This window comes from Rhizobium albus (genome assembly GCA_030160035.1).
GTDB lineage: Bacteria > Pseudomonadota > Alphaproteobacteria > Rhizobiales > Rhizobiaceae > Georhizobium > Georhizobium albus.
On sequence record BSNO01000001.1, the window covers coordinates 113526 to 128612 of the forward strand.

14 protein-coding genes and 1 riboswitch are annotated in these 15087 nt (G+C 62.8%); of the genes, 11 read left to right on the forward strand and 3 right to left on the reverse strand.

Features of this window, described 5'->3' with window-relative positions:
- Positions 1-7 precede the first annotated feature (7 nt).
- A complete protein-coding gene (locus QQL76_RS00540; RefSeq protein ID WP_499205912.1) occupies positions 8-406 on the forward strand; it encodes a DUF4345 domain-containing protein in 399 nt (132 codons plus the stop codon).
- On the opposite strand, the gene QQL76_RS00545 is transcribed toward QQL76_RS00540, so the two are convergent.
- Together QQL76_RS00545 and QQL76_RS00550 are read right to left on the reverse strand one after the other, a co-directional pair.
- Positions 403-2232, reverse strand: coding sequence for an ABC-F family ATP-binding cassette domain-containing protein (locus QQL76_RS00545; RefSeq protein ID WP_499205913.1), 1830 nt, complete (start codon positions 2230-2232; stop codon positions 403-405). The genes QQL76_RS00540 and QQL76_RS00545 overlap by 4 nt on opposite strands.
- Positions 2233-2236: 4 nt before the next feature.
- Positions 2237-2911, reverse strand: a complete 675-nt coding sequence (locus QQL76_RS00550) for a thiamine pyrophosphokinase (protein ID WP_499205914.1) — start codon at positions 2909-2911, stop codon at positions 2237-2239.
- Between the two features lie 63 nt (positions 2912-2974).
- Positions 2975-3081, forward strand: a riboswitch (TPP riboswitch).
- A gap of 40 nt (positions 3082-3121) precedes the next feature.
- On the opposite strand from QQL76_RS00550, the gene thiB reads away from it, so the two are divergent.
- The 10 genes from thiB to QQL76_RS00600 all read left to right on the forward strand — a co-directional run bounded on the left by thiB (position 3122) and on the right by QQL76_RS00600 (position 14405).
- Positions 3122-4135 (forward strand): thiamine ABC transporter substrate-binding protein, encoded by a 1014-nt coding sequence (gene thiB / locus QQL76_RS00555; protein ID WP_499205915.1) that lies wholly within the window; start codon positions 3122-3124, stop codon positions 4133-4135.
- 16 nt (positions 4136-4151) lie between these two features.
- Positions 4152-5774: a thiamine/thiamine pyrophosphate ABC transporter permease ThiP gene (thiP, locus tag QQL76_RS00560; RefSeq protein ID WP_499205916.1), complete on the forward strand. Its 1623-nt coding sequence runs from the start codon at positions 4152-4154 to the stop codon at positions 5772-5774.
- Between the two features lie 11 nt (positions 5775-5785).
- Complete coding sequence (locus QQL76_RS00565) at positions 5786-6505, forward strand: thiamine ABC transporter ATP-binding protein (RefSeq protein WP_499207077.1); 720 nt, start codon at positions 5786-5788, stop codon at positions 6503-6505.
- Between the two features lie 228 nt (positions 6506-6733).
- On the forward strand, positions 6734-8170 hold the full coding sequence (locus tag QQL76_RS00570) for a M48 family metalloprotease (RefSeq protein ID WP_499207078.1): 1437 nt from the start codon (positions 6734-6736) through the stop codon (positions 8168-8170).
- Between the two features lie 198 nt (positions 8171-8368).
- A complete protein-coding gene (gene fdxA, locus QQL76_RS00575) occupies positions 8369-8707 on the forward strand; it encodes a ferredoxin FdxA (RefSeq protein WP_126008096.1) in 339 nt (112 codons plus the stop codon).
- Positions 8708-9102: 395 nt separating this feature from the next.
- The gene (locus tag QQL76_RS00580) at positions 9103-9687 is read left to right on the forward strand and encodes a CarD family transcriptional regulator (protein WP_126008098.1); all 585 of its coding nucleotides are present in this window, start codon (positions 9103-9105) and stop codon (positions 9685-9687) included.
- Positions 9688-9841: 154 nt separating this feature from the next.
- Positions 9842-10696, forward strand: coding sequence for an RNA polymerase factor sigma-32 (locus QQL76_RS00585; RefSeq protein WP_499205917.1), 855 nt, complete (start codon positions 9842-9844; stop codon positions 10694-10696).
- Positions 10697-10809: 113 nt separating this feature from the next.
- Positions 10810-11649 carry an AAA family ATPase gene (locus tag QQL76_RS00590; RefSeq protein WP_499205918.1) on the forward strand — a complete coding sequence of 280 codons (840 nt, stop codon included), beginning with the start codon at positions 10810-10812 and terminating at the stop codon, positions 11647-11649.
- A gap of 9 nt (positions 11650-11658) precedes the next feature.
- The gene (locus tag QQL76_RS00595) at positions 11659-12843 is read left to right on the forward strand and encodes a vWA domain-containing protein (RefSeq protein ID WP_499205919.1); all 1185 of its coding nucleotides are present in this window, start codon (positions 11659-11661) and stop codon (positions 12841-12843) included.
- Positions 12844-12947: 104 nt separating this feature from the next.
- The gene (locus tag QQL76_RS00600) at positions 12948-14405 is read left to right on the forward strand and encodes an NAD-dependent succinate-semialdehyde dehydrogenase (RefSeq protein ID WP_499205920.1); all 1458 of its coding nucleotides are present in this window, start codon (positions 12948-12950) and stop codon (positions 14403-14405) included.
- 75 nt (positions 14406-14480) lie between these two features.
- Here QQL76_RS00600 and QQL76_RS00605 read toward each other — a convergent pair whose 3' ends face one another.
- Entirely contained in the window at positions 14481-15074 is a 594-nt protein-coding gene (locus tag QQL76_RS00605; protein WP_499205921.1) for a histidine phosphatase family protein, read from the reverse strand.
- Between the last annotated feature and the right edge of the window lie 13 nt (positions 15075-15087).

The window sequence follows — 15087 nt, forward strand, 5'->3', positions numbered from 1 at the left end:
AGACGAGGTGACACAACGGCGTCTCCTGCAGATGACCATCGCGGTCCTTGCGCTCGTGCCGATCGGCGCTGGTCTGGCAGGCGTCCTCACCGGGCCGGCCTTCTTGGCGACATCGCCACCCTGGTCGAACGATCTCGACAGTCACGTCCGCTTCCTGTCCGGCGTCTTTCTTTTGCTGGGACTGGCGTGGTGGAGCTGCATTCCGCAGATTGAGACGAAGACCGAGCGGATACGGTTGCTCGGCGCTGCCACATTCGTTGGCGGATTGGCGCGCCTTTATTCGCTCATCCTCGTCGGCGCCCCAACGATGGGGCACCTGATCGGTCTCGGTCTGGAACTCGTCGCTGTGCCGCTCATCCTTCTCTGGCATCCGAGGCTAAGCGCAGACCCAAGACGAGAGGCCTAGCCCTCGATTTCCTCGCGCAGAACTTCGAGCTCCAGCCATTCCTCTTCCATACGATCGACATCGCCGCGCAATGTTTCAAGCGCCTTGGCATCGCGGGCAAAAGCTTCTGCCTGCTTGGTGAAGTAATCGGGCTTTGCCATGCGCGCCTCGATCGCTGCGATCTCAGCCTGCTTCTTCTCGATTTCCTTGGGCAGTGTTTCGAGTGCGAACTTCTGCTTGTAGGAGAGCTTCCGGCTGGGCGCTGCTGCGGGCTGCGCCTTATCACGGGTGCCTGCCGTAGCCGCCTTCTTCTCGGCAGTTGCCTTCTTGGCCGCGTCTGCGGACAGTTTGCGCTGCGCCATCATGTCGGAGAAGCCGCCGGCAAAGACCGTCCAGCGGCCATCCGGTGCGGAAAGATCGGCTGGCGCGATCACCGATGACACGGTGCGATCCAGAAAATCGCGATCGTGGCTGACGAGGATCACGGTGCCTTCATAGCCCGCGACGAGTTCCTGCAGCAGATCGAGCGTTTCCATGTCGAGGTCGTTGGTGGGCTCGTCGAGGACCAGCAGGTTCGACGGCCGCGAAAGGATGCGCGCCAGCATGAGGCGCGCGCGCTCGCCGCCCGACAATTCGCGGATCGGAGTGCGCGACTGTTCCGGCTGGAAGAGGAAGTCCTTCATGTAGCCGGTCACGTGCTTCTGCACGCCGTTGACGAGGAGCGTGTCGCCCCGTCCGTCGGTCAGATAGTGGGCAAGCGTGTCGTTCTCGTCGAGATCGTCGCGGCGCTGGTCGAGAACCGCGATATCGAGATTGGTGCCAAGGCGCACGAAGCCCGTGTCGGGTTCGAGCCGTCCGGTCAGCATGTTGAGCAGCGTGGTCTTGCCTGCGCCGTTCGGGCCGACGAGGCCGATGCGGTCGCCGCGATGGACCCGCAGAGAAAAGTTGGCGACGGCTGGCGTTTCGCCATAGGACTTGCCGATGGCTTCGGCCTCGATGACGAGCTTGCCCGATTGGGCGACGTCGCTTGCCTGTGCTTCGACACGGCCGGTCGGCCCGCGATGCGTGCGATATTCCTGGCGCATCGACTGGAGTTCGCCGAGCCGCCGCACGTTGCGCTTGCGCCTGGCCGTTACGCCGTAGCGCAGCCAGTGCTCTTCACGCTCGATTGCGCGGCCGAGCTTGTGGAGGTTGCGTTCTTCCTCCTCCATCACCTGGTCGCGCCAGTCCTCGAAATGGGCGAAGCCGCGCTCGAGCCGGCGGGTCGTGCCGCGATCGAGCCAGACGGTGGCGCGCGAAACCTTTTCCAGGAACCGGCGGTCGTGCGAGATGGTGATGATGGCGCCGCGGAAACCGGAGAGCTCCGATTCCAGCCACTCGATGGTCGGCAGGTCCAGATGGTTGGTCGGCTCATCCAGAAGCAGCAGATCAGGCGCGGGAGCCAGCACACGGGCAAGAGCCGCGCGCCTGGCCTCGCCACCTGAAAGGCGGGCCGGCTCTTCTTCGCCGGTCAGGCCGAGATGCTCGAGCAAATAGGTCACGCGATGGGGATCGTCGCCCGGTGCAAGGCCTGCCTCGGCATAGGACCGCACATCCGCAAAGCCGCCGAAATCCGGAGCCTGGAAGAGATAGCGGATCGTGGTCGAAGGATGGCGAAACACCTCGCCCGATTGCGGCTCGGCAAGGCCGGCGGCGATCTTCATCAGCGTTGACTTGCCCGAGCCGTTGCGGCCCACAAGGCAGATGCGGTCGCCGGGCTCGACCTGAAGGTCTGCACCATTCAGCAACGCCGTCCCGCCAAAGGTCAGGTGGATGTCGTCGAGCTTCAGGATGGGTGGTGATGCCAAAGGGTCAGGCTCCAGAAAAGTCGTTCGGGCGGGCAAGCAGCAGGGCCGGGCCACCCGCATGCCGGATCGTCACCGGCCCCTCCGCCACATTGGATATGGTGCGTGTCGTGCCGAATGTGCAGTCGAAATCGTGGAGCGGATAGCGCGCGCCCTCGATCGTCAGGCGTGCGATATCGGCAAACGCCAGCACCGAGAAGAGGCTGCCTTTCGGCAAGTCGAAGGTCAGCGGGGCGCCAGGAAGGGGATACCCTTCCTCCTCGCCTGATGTCAGCGTGACATGGATGCCGCGTTCGTTGAGCTTCACCGCCAGCGCCATGTGCGCGAAGGCGTGGTCGGATCGTTCCCCGCCCAGCGCGCCGACGAGCAGGATCCGGCGCGCGCCACGCTCGATCGCCGTCTCGATTGCGATCTCACCATCGGTCGCGTTCTTTGCCGGTGGGTAGGGCTCCCGCCTGACATCCGGCCAGCTCTCGATCAGGCCCGCATCGGCCGAATCGAAGTCGCCGACCCAAAGTTCGGGTGTGACGCCGAGTGCCGCTGCATGGCGCATGCCGCTATCGGCTGCGATCACGCAGGCACCGTGAATCTGAGACTTCAGCCGTTCCGTCACGGTCACCTCACCGCTCAGGAGAACGGCAAAATGGGCATTTGCGTCGGTCGGGGTCGGTGTGGCCTGCATCGCCCGCTGCTCTAGCAGCTTTCACGCGCCTTGCCAGTGCTGCCGGCGGCGATTACACATGGAGTTGCTCTAACGGGGTGTTGTCCGGAAACGGATGGCTGAGAGGCGCATGCCAACCCGAAGAACCTGATCCGGCTCATACCGGCGGAGGGATTAGACGCGTCACAAAACGCCTATTCCCCTGACATTGCCAAAACGGAGGAGGCGTTGATGACGCTGAAGACATTCTTTCCCATCTTGCTTGCTACAAGTTTCCTGGCGCCCGTGTCGGCCGAGGCGCAGGAGGCGACGCGGTCGCTCACCGTCTACACCTATGACAGCTTCGTTGCCGAGTGGGGCCCGGGACCGCTGATCGAAGAAGCGTTCGAGGCGACATGCGACTGCGATCTCATCTGGGTCGGCGCAGCGGACGGCGTGGCGCTTTTGAACCGGCTGCGGCTTGAGGGCGACCGGGCGGAAGCGGGCGTCGTGCTCGGGCTCGACACCAATCTCGTCGCGGAAGCCAAGGAAATCGGCCTCTTCGCTCCCCATGACATCGACACGAGTGCGATCGACGTGCCCGGCGGCTTCGAGGACGACGTCTTCGTGCCCTACGATTACGGCCACTTCGCCGTGGTCTACGACACCGAAGCGATCAACACGCCGCCGACGAGCCTGAAGGAACTGGTCGAGGGCGATCCGAACCAGAAGATCGTGATCCAGGATCCGCGCACATCGACGCCGGGGCTTGGGCTTCTGCTCTGGATCAAGTCGGTTTACGGCGACGATGCGCCTGCAGCCTGGGCCGAGCTTAAGGACCGCGTTCTGACCGTCGCACCCGGCTGGTCGGAATCCTATGGCCTCTTCACCGATGGCGAAGCGCCGATGGTGCTCTCCTATACGACGTCGCCGGCCTACCACATGGTTTCGGAGGATACGGACCGCTATCAGGCGGCTGCGTTCTCCGAAGGGCATTATCTGCAGATCGAAGTCGCCGGCGTGCTCGCCTCTGCCCCCGATATCGAGCTTGCGCGCGAATTCATGGCGTTCATGACCAGCGAAGGGTTCCAGGATGCCATTCCGACCTACAACTGGATGATGCCTGCGGGCCCCACCAGCGAAGACCTGCCGGAAGCATTCTCGCGCTTGGTTCAGCCGGAAGAAAGCCTGCTTTTCTCGGCGGAGGAAGCTGCCGCCAATCGTCGCGCCTGGGTCGATGAGTGGCTGTCGGTGATGGCCGAATAGTCAAAGAGCAGCCGCGATGCGTGTCTACAGGGCCGATCCTCTGGATATCGCTTTCGGCATCGCGGCTCTTGCCATCATTCTCGGCATTGTCGGCTTCGCCGTCGCCGGGCTTCTGGTGGCGGCAGGGGCGGATGCGTCGCGGTCGACGGCATCCGATGCCTATACGGTGCGCGTCGTACGCTTCACGCTGTGGCAGGCCGGCCTTTCGACGCTGCTTTCGCTGGCTTTTGCCTTGCCATTGGCGCGGGCGCTGGCGCGGCGACCGCATTTTGCCGGTCGTGCCTGGATCCTGCGGCTCTTTGCCGTGCCGCTCGGCCTGCCGGCCATCGTCGCGGCCCTTGGCATCATCGCCATCTGGGGACGCCAGGGGGTGGTGAACGACGCCTATCGCTGGCTGGGAGCGGAGCAGCCGATTTCCGTCTACGGGCTCCCCGGTATTCTGATCGCCCATGTGTTCTTCAACATGCCGCTCGCCACGAGATTGCTGCTTGCAGCGCTGGAGCGCGTGCCGGCGGAATATTGGCGCAATGCCGCGCAACTGGGCCTTTCAGCGGGCACGGTCTTCAGATTGATCGAGTGGCCGGCCATGGCGCGGGTCATCCCGGGCATCGCGGGCCTCGTCTTCATGCTGTGCGCCACGAGCTTCACGCTGGTGCTTCTGCTGGGTGGGGGACCGGCAGCGACGACGATCGAGGTGGCGATCTATCAGGCGCTTCGGTTCGACTTCGATCCTCCGCGCGCGGTTACCCTGGCGCTGATCCAGATCGCGCTGACCGGTGCGCTTCTCGGCGTGCTCGCGCTGTTGCCCCGGCCCGAGGAGGGGCGCGGCGAAGGCGCGCTGCCGCGCCGGTTCGATGCGAGATCACCAGGTGCGCTGGCTGTCGACGTGCTGGTGATCGGTCTTGGCCTCGTCTTCGTCGCGGCACCGCTCGCAGCAACTCTTATTTCCGGCCTTGCTGCCGATCTGATCGCGCTTCTGCGTGAAGCCCTGGTCCAGCGCGCGCTGGTGACAAGTCTCCTCATCGCGGGCGCTGCCGCCTGCTTGTCTGTGGTTATGGCCGGCATGATTGCTCGGGCGCGCCACGCTGCCGGCGGTGCCCGTCGCTATCGCTTCGCGGCCAGTGGGCTTCGGACGTCCCTTGCCGGGGCGGGGTTGCTGATTCTGTTGGTGCCGCCGGTCGTGCTGGGCGCCGGCTGGTTTCTCGTCTTGCGGGATCATGTTGATCCGTTCGCTGCGGCGCCGGCCATCGTTGTTGTCGTCAATGCATTGATGGCGCTGCCCTTCGCGCTCAGGGTGTTGGAGCCGGCCTATGCCGGCCACATGATGCGGACGGAGCGGCTCAGTCTCTCGCTCGGGCTTTCGAGAATGCGCCGGCTGTTGCGGGTTGACCTGCCGGCGCTGGCCCCGACCGTCGGCGCAGCGTTTGCGTTTTCCATGGCACTGTCGCTCGGCGATCTCGGCGCGATTGCGCTCTTCGGGAGCCAGGATCTGGTTACGCTGCCCTATCTGCTGCTGCAGCGGATGGGCAGTTATCGCACCGATGATGCGGCCGGGCTGGCGCTCATTCTCGGTTTTCTCTGCCTTCTGTTCATGATTGCCGGGACCCGCTATGGCGGCGGCAGCGCGCGGGAAAGATGAGCATGAGCGGAATGACGTCACCGGCGATCGAATTCGACGATGTTTGCTTCCGCTATGACCGGGGCGCGCTAGAGATGGCTTTCGATGCCAGCATCCCGGCGGGCAGCATCACGGCCGTCATGGGCCCGTCCGGATCGGGCAAGTCCACGCTCTTTGCGCTTCTGGCGGGGTTCGAGCAGCCGCAGCGGGGTGAAATCCGCATCGGGGCGATCGATGTCACGCGGCTGGCGCCGGCCGAGCGGCCAATCTCCGTGGTGTTTCAGGACAACAATCTCTTTGCACATCTCGACGTCGCCGCGAACATCGCGCTCGGGCAGGGCGCGCGCGAGGCCAAAAGCACTGCCGGCAAGGAGCAGGTGTCCGATGCGCTGGCGCGCGTCGGCCTCGGTGGGTTCGAGCGGCGGCGGCCTGCGTCTCTTTCGGGTGGCGAGCGGCAGCGCGTCGCGATGGCGCGTGCACTGGTCCGAGCAAAGCCTGTGCTGTTGCTGGACGAACCTTTTGCCGCGCTCGGACCCGGTCTGCGCGAGGAGATGCGGGCGCTGATCGCGAATCTTCACGGTCAGAATGCGTTGACGACGCTGATCATCACCCATCAACCGGAAGATGCGCGCGCCATCTGCGACCGCATTCTCTACGTCGAACAAGGCTCGATCCGAGCGAACGAACCGACGCAATCGATGTTCGAACGGGCCGATCTTGCCGGATGGCGGGACTATCTTGGTACGAATTGAGGGGTGCGATTGCCGATCCGGACAAAAATGTCACAGGTCGACCCGCGTCCGTGCGATGGGATCAAGCTGGGCAAGATCGGCCTTTGAACCGACCTTTTGCTGTTGTAATGCTCCAGTCATCGGCTGGCATCCTGCGGGGCGACGAACCTGTTTCAATCGATTGCACATGGCTGGGGACCGCGTCGGCGGGGTGTAACGACTGCGAGCGGCAAGGCCGTCGTGGCGGCGATGCTGCTTGCCTGCTTGGTGGTGCTGTCGGGATGCCAAAGCGTCATCAGCGAGCAGGATACGGTCGTTCTTGCTCCTTCTCAGAACCCGCAGACCGTGGAGCGCCTCGCACGCAATGATCCGCGGGCGCAACTGGGTGCGCGGGAACATCCCCGTATCGTCGCGAGCTATGGTGGCGAATATCGCGACCAGCGTACCGAACTTCTGCTCGCGAGAATTGTCGGAAAACTGACCGAGGTTTCGGAAAATCCGAGCCAGACCTATCGGATCACGGTGCTGAACTCGCCGGCGATCAACGCCTTCGCCCTTCCGGGCGGCTATCTTTACATCACGCGCGGGCTTCTGGCTCTTGCCAATGATGCGGCTGAAGTTGCGGCCGTTCTGTCGCACGAGATGGCGCATGTGACGGCCAACCACGGCATCGAGCGGCAGCAACGCGAAGAGGCCGAGGCGATTGCAGGCCGCGTGGTCTCAGAAGTGCTGTCGGGCGATATTGCCGGGCGCCAAGCGCTTGCGCGCGGCCAGTTGCGGTTGGCCGCCTTTTCCCGCAACCAGGAACTCCAGGCGGACGTGATCGGTATCCGGATGCTCGGTGAGGCCGGCTACGATCCGTACGCGGCGGCACGTTTCCTGGAATCCATGGCGTCCTATTCGCGTTTTCGCTCGGCGGAACCGAACGACGACCCGCAGATGGACTTCCTGGCGAGCCACCCCACGGCGCCCCAGCGCATCGAACTCGCCCGTCGTCACGCGCGCGCATTCGGCCCCGAAGGCGTCGGTACGGCGGACCGGGCCCTTTATCTTGACGGTATTTCAGGCCTTTTATTCGGGGATAGTCCCGATGAAGGCTATGTTCGCGGGCGAAGCTTCCTGCATCCGAACCTGCGCATTCGCTTCGATGTCCCGCAAGGCTTCGAGATCGACAACACGGCTGAAGCCGTTCTGGCGACCGGCCCCAACGATCTTGCGATCCGATTCGATGGCGTCGAGGACCCCGGAACCTCGCTGGCCGACTACATGCGCAGCGGCTGGGTCACCGGCCTTGACGAGGCATCGCTTCGGCCGCTCACGATCAATGGACTGGAGGCGCTCAGTGCCCGTGCAGCCGCCGATCGCTGGTCGTTCGACGTCACGATCGTCAAGGTCGACAACCAGATCTATCGTTTCTTGACAGCGGCTCCCCGCGGCAGTCGGGAGTTGGATAGTGCCGCCAACGTGCTGAAAACGACGTTCCGCCGCATGACGGCCGGGGAGGCGGTTGCCCTGCAGCCGCTTCGTCTACGCGTCGTGACCGCCGGCGCAGGCGATACGGTCGCCTCGCTCTCAGCGCGTATGGAGGGCGATGAACGCCGCGAGGAACTGTTCCGCCTGATCAACGCGCTTGGACCGACCGGTCAGGTGGCGCCAGGCATGCGGGTCAAGCTCATCACCCAATAGTGCGGGCGACAGCGACGGCGCCGGTGGGAGCGGGTATATGCTTTTGCATGCACGGCGCCCAAGAGCATGAATTTGCTCATGTCGGGCCCGTTGCAACGCCACGCTTGCAATGGTGGCTGCGCGGCAAAGCGGCATCTTGCAATGGCGCATTAAAGCCGCTACCCCACCACCACTCACGAAGGACGGCGTGGAGCACGCATGACGTATCTGGTCACCGACAACTGCATCAAATGCAAATATATGGACTGCGTGGAAGTCTGCCCCGTGGACTGTTTCTACGAGGGCGAGAACATGCTCGTCATCCATCCGGACGAGTGCATCGATTGCGGCGTCTGCGAGCCCGAATGCCCGGCCGATGCCATCAAGCCGGACACCGAGCCGGGTCTCGACAAGTGGCTTCAGGTGAACACCGAATTCGCGGAGAAATGGCCGAACATCACGGTCAAGCGCGACTCGCCCGCCGATGCTGCCGAGTTCGACGGTGTGGAAGGCAAATTCGAGAAATACTTCTCCGAAGCGCCTGGCGAGGGCGACTGAGACAATCTGCCGCGCATATTGGCTGTGGATGGCGATTCGCTCCTATCGGCGATTCGGTGTTGGCGCATCGAACGATCTGTCGCGCATGACCGACCGAGCAAATATTTGATTTCGGGTGATTTTTGTGTTAGATAAGCACAATTGTCGTCATGTGGCGGCAATGCGTCGACCGCAACGACACCACGAAAGAACGTTCCCTGTCTTTTCAGCTGTATAAGATGGCGACCCCGAGTTGGCCAGTGCCAACCTTGTTTCGCGGCGTGGCTGCGTCTCGCAGGTACTCACGACGGAATGAAACGGGATGGACATGATCGTCCATTTCACTGTCCGGCTCGACCGGGCCTCATGCTTGTCCCGGCCAGGCCGGGGCGCGTAACAGGGAGTCTCGAGAACGAATGACAATGCAGAATAAGAAATCCAATCAGCGTCAGGGCTTCAAGACAGGCGAAGCCATCGTCTATCCCGCTCATGGCGTCGGTACGATCGTCGCTATCGAAGAGCAGGAAGTAGCCGGTCACAAGCTCGAGCTTTTCGTCATCGACTTCGAGAAGGACAAGATGCGCCTGAAGGTGCCGGTCGCCAAGGCCATGAGCATCGGCATGCGCAAGCTGTCGGAAACAGATTTCGTCGAGCGCGCTCTCAAGGTCGTGCAGGGCCGTGCGCGCGTCAAGCGCACCATGTGGTCGCGCCGTGCGCAGGAATACGATGCGAAGATCAACTCCGGTGATCTGATCTCGATCGCTGAGGTCGTTCGCGATCTTTATCGTGCCGAGAACCAGCCCGAGCAGTCTTATTCGGAGCGCCAGCTTTATGAAGCGGCACTCGACCGGATGGCCCGCGAGATCGGCGCCGTCAACAAGATGTCCGACACCGAAGCCGTGCGCTTGATCGAGGTCAACCTCAACAAGGGTCCAAAGCGCGGCAAGGCCGTCGACGAGGACGAGGCTACGGACGAGGCTTCACAGGACGAAGCAGCCTGATCGGCTCCATCGTTTGTTAGATTTCAGAAAAAGCTCGGGTTGCGGCCCGGGCTTTTTTTGTCGCATTCGATCAAATCGCACAAAACATTTGAATGATCCGCAACCTTTGGCTCTGCGTATTGTTTGCAGATAAGCCGACAAAGAGGGTCCGCTGATGGATAGTGCAGCCCGCAGGCATATGGTGAAGGCGGCTATGGCCGCGCCTTATCTCGAACGTGACGAAGAGCACCAGCTTGCCGTTCGATGGAAAGAGCAGCAAGACCAGGATGCGTTGCATCGCATTACGACCGCTCATATGCGGCTCGTGATCTCGATGGCATCCAAGTTTCGCAACTTCGGATTGCCCATGGGCGACCTGATCCAGGAAGGCCATGTGGGCCTTCTGGAGGCTGCGGCGCGGTTCGAGCCCGACCGTGAGGTGCGCTTCTCGACCTACGCGACCTGGTGGATCCGTGCGTCCATTCAGGACTATATCCTCCGCAACTGGTCGATCGTTCGTGGCGGCACAAGCTCTGCCCAGAAGGCACTCTTCTTCAATTTGCGGCGCCTGCGCGCCCGGCTGTCCCAAGGCAGTGAGATGCTGACCGAAAGCGCGATCCACCAGGAAATCGCCACCGCCCTCGGCGTTCAGGTCAAGGATGTGGCGGTGATGGATGCACGCCTCTCCGGGTCTGACACATCGTTGAATGCGCCGGTCGGTGACGGAGAGTCCGGCAGCTCGGACCGCGTGGATTTCCTGCGCTGTGATGCACCTCTGCCAGACGAGCAGGTTCTGCAGTCGATCGACGACGAGCGTCGCTCGGCCTGGCTGAGAAGTGCGCTGACGACCCTCAATCCGCGCGAGCTCCGCATCATCCGCGAACGGCGGCTGGCGGAAGAAGGTGCCACATTGGAGTCGCTCGGCTCAGAGCTCGGCATTTCGAAAGAGCGTGTGCGGCAAATCGAAAGCCGCGCGCTTGAAAAGCTTCGTCAGGCTCTGTCGCACCAGCTCCCGGCCGTGCAAGCCTGAGGTCAGGCGCCCGATCCGCAAGCGTGCGGGCGCATCGGGGCTGGCGTGCTTGACGTCATGGTCGCCCCTGGGGCACGTACCGCCTCCGGAACGAGCCATGGAGTGGACTTGCAATGCGGTTTGACGGCACGGACGCCTATATTGCGGAAAAGGATCTGACGGTCGCTGTGAATGCAGCGATCGCTTTGCAAAAACCGCTCCTGGTCAAAGGCGAGCCTGGCACAGGCAAGACGGAGCTTGCCCGTCAGCTGGCCCAAGCGCTCGGTCTCGATCTTCTCGAATGGCATGTGAAGTCGACTACGAAGGCCCAGCAGGGGCTCTACGAGTACGACGCCGTATCGCGGTTGCGCGACAGTCAGCTTGGCGACGACCGCTTCAACGACATTGCCAATTACATTCGCCGCGGCAAGCTGTGGGATGCCTTCGACGCCGACAAGCGCGTCGTGCTTCTGATCGACGAGATCGACAAGGCCGACATCGAGTTTCCGAACGATCTTCTTCAGGAACTCGATCGGATGGAGTTCCACGTCTATGAAACCGGCGAGACGATCCGCGCACGCCACCGGCCGATCGTCATCATCACGTCCAACAACGAAAAGGAATTGCCGGACGCCTTTCTGCGTCGTTGCTTCTTCCACTTCATCCGCTTTCCCGACATCGAGACGCTGCATCGGATCGTCGAGGTCCATTATCCGGGCATCAAGCAAAATCTGGTACGCGCCGCGCTGACGCAGTTCTACGAGATCCGCGACGTTCCGGGCCTGAAGAAGAAGCCGTCCACATCGGAAGCGCTCGATTGGATCCGTCTGCTGGTTGCCGACGACGTGGCGCCGGAAGATCTGCGCGGCGACGCTAAGAACGCACTTCCGCGCCTGCACGGCGCGCTCCTCAAGAACGAGCAGGACGTCCACCTCTTCGAACGCCTCGCCTTCATGGCGCGGCGTCAGGGTTAGCGCCCGGCCATGTTCCTCCCCTTCTTCCTCGAACTGAAAGCGGCGGGTGTGCCGGTTTCGCTGCGCGAGTATCTTGCGCTGCTCGAAGGGCTGGAGGCGGAGCTCGTCACCTATGACGTCGAGGGGTTCTATTATCTTTCCCGGGCGACGCTGGTGAAGGACGAGCGGTTCATCGATCGGTTCGACCGGGTGTTTGCCCACGCGTTTCGCGGGGTCGAGGCGGTTGCGGGCGAAGAGGGGCCTTCAAGCGTTGCCTTGCCCGAGGAGTGGCTGCGGCGGCTTGCCGAAAAACATCTGAGCGAAGACGAAAAGAAGCTCGTCGAGGCGCTGGGGGGTTTCGAAAAGCTGATGGAGACGCTCAAGCAGCGGCTCGAAGAGCAGAAGGGCCGCCACCAGGGCGGCTCGAAATGGATCGGCACGGCCGGCACCTCACCGTTCGGCGCCTATGGCTATAACCCCGAAGGCGTGCGTATCGGGCAGGAGGGCAGCCGGCACCGTCGCGCGGTCAAGGTTTGGGACAAGCGCGATTTCCGCGATCTCGACGACCGGGTGGAACTGGGCACGCGCAACATCAAGATCGCGCTGAAGCGCCTGCGCCGGTGGGTGCGGGCGGGCGCGGCCGAGGAGCTCGATCTCGGTGGCACCATCAAGTCGACCGCCGAACACGGTTATCTCGACGTGCGCACGCGGCCGGAACGGCGCAACGCCATCAAGCTTCTGATGTTCTTCGATGTCGGCGGCTCGATGGATGATCACATCAAGACCGTGGAAGAGCTCTTTTCCGCGGCGCGCGCCGAGTTCCGGCATATGGATTATTTCTATTTCCACAACTGCCTCTATGAGGGCGTGTGGAAAGACAACCGCCGGCGCCACGAAGCCGTGCTGCCCACCTATGATCTCATCCGCACCTATGGTTCCGACTACCGGGTGATCTTCGTTGGCGATGCGGCGATGAGCCCTTACGAGATCGTCTATCCGGGCGGGTCCGTCGAGCATTGGAACAAGGAAGCCGGGCAGGTCTGGCTGGAGCGGGTGCTTGCCCATTTTCCCAAGGCCGCCTGGCTGAACCCCACACCGCAGGCGCATTGGGGCTACACGCATTCGATCGGGCTGATCCGGCAGATCGTCAACGATCGCATGTTTCCGCTGACGCTCGGCGGGCTCGAAGCCGCGACGCGGGAATTGACGCGCTGAGGCAGAAGTGGTCGGCCTGAAGGAACGTGATGGCTGCGGCTTCCGTTGTCAGATAGCATCCATCACCACATAACAGTCACCGATAAACGGACAGGGAGAGCGTCATGCTGACACGCACGAGCCAGTATCTGAAGGAAGCCAATCTCATCGATGGCGCGTGGGTCGGTGCCGACAGCGGCGAAACCATCGATGTGGTCAATCCGGCGACGGGCCAGCGGATCGGTTCGGTGCCGAAATCGGGCAAGGCTGAAACGCGCCGCGCCATCGACGCTGCGCATACGGCGTTTCTCGAATACCGGAAGACCTCGGCTGCCGAACGCGCCAAGCTGATGCGCGCGCTTCACGATGCCATTATGGACAACCAGGACGCGCTCGCCGAACTGCTCACCATGGAGCAGGGCAAGCCACTGGCCGAGGCCAAGGGCGAGGTCGGCATGTCGGCCAGCTACATCCTCTGGTACGCGGAGGAAGCGCGCCGGGTCTATGGCGACACGATCCCATCTTCATGGGCGGACCGTCGCATGATGGTCATCAAGCAGCCTGTCGGCGTCGTTGCGGCCATCACGCCGTGGAACTTCCCGTCCTCGATGCTGGCCCGCAAGATCGGGCCGGCGCTGGCGACGGGCTGCACGAGCGTCGTCAAGCCGGCGACAGCCACGCCCTATTCGGGCATCGCCTGGGGCGTTCTCGCCGAAGAGGCCGGCTTCCCGAAAGGCGTGATCAACGTGGTCACCGGCGGTTCGGGCGACATCGGTGGCGAACTGACGTCGAACGAGAAGGTGCGCAAGATCACGTTCACCGGCTCGACGGAAGTCGGCCGTAAGCTGCTCGCACAATCGGCCGAAACGGTGAAGAAGGTGTCGATGGAGCTTGGCGGCAACGCGCCGTTCCTCGTCTTCGACGATGCCGATCTCGACCGCGCCGTCGACGGCGCCATTGCGGCCAAGTTCCGCAACACCGGTCAGACCTGCGTTTGCACCAATCGCTTCATCGTCCAGTCGGGGATCCACGACCGTTTTGTCGAGAAGCTCGCCGAAAAGGCGGCCGCGCTCAAGGTCGGCGACGGGCTCGATGACGGCACCACGCAGGGGCCGCTCATCGACGAGGACCAGCTGGAAACGGTCGAAAAGTTCGTCGCCGACGCCAAGGAGAAGGGCGGCACGATCGTCACCGGCGGCGAGCGGCATGAGCTTGGCGGAACGTTCTACAAGCCGACCGTGATTTCAGGCGCCACGAAGGAGATGCGCTTCACCAAGGAAGAGATCTTCGGCCCGGTCGCGCCCGTCTACAAGTTCGAGACGGAGGAAGAAGGGGTCGCCTTGGCCAACGACACGATCTTCGGCCTTGCCGCTTATTTCTACACGCAGGATCTCGGCCGCACGTTTCGTGTCATGGAAGGGCTGGAGTACGGCCTGGTCGGCGTGAATGAAGGGGTCATCACGGCCGTGGAAGCGCCCTTCGGCGGCGTCAAGCAGTCGGGCCTCGGCAAGGAAGGCGGGCATCAGGGCATCGAGGAATATCTCGAGAGCAAATATGTCTGCCTGGGCGGTCTCGGTTTCTAAAAGCGTTTCCAGGTGAAGTGGACACCGGTTCACCGTCAGGAAACGCGCAAGATCAAAAGCTGAGGGCTGAAAGCGTCAGTTCAGGAGAATGCGTCCGACAACGGCTGGCCGTTCCGAACCTTCGGGGACGGGCCCGACAATCACTGCCTCGCCGTCACGCGGGGCGGTGCCCGTCAGGGCCTGCACAACACCGCTGTGGGTGATGAAAAGCTGGTTGCCGGGGCCCCTGAACCCATTGATGCGATCGATGATGGCATCGAGCTGCTCTTCGTCGCTCATCTCCGTCTGGCCCAAGGGGTCCAGTTCCTCAAGCACTTCGACGCTATATGAGCCGAAGGCGAGATCGGCCGTCTCCTGGGTCCGGCAATATTCACTCGTATAGATGCCGTTGATCGTCACGGCGCGTGCGGCAAAACGTGTTCCCTGGCGCCGTGCCTGGGTGCGGCCCCTATCGGAAAGAACTGCCTGGGTGGCGCAATCCTGAGGATCGACCTCGGATGCATCCCCGCCAAGCGTCTGCGTATGCTGGAGCAAGATCGTGTAGCCGCCATTGGACAGGCGCACCCAAGCCGCTTCAGTGGCAAGTGCGGGGCCGGAAGCGATTGCCGATCCGGCGACCACGGCTATGGCTACTGCGGAGCCGGCGATAAGGTTTCTGAGCTTTTTCATCCTGAACTATATC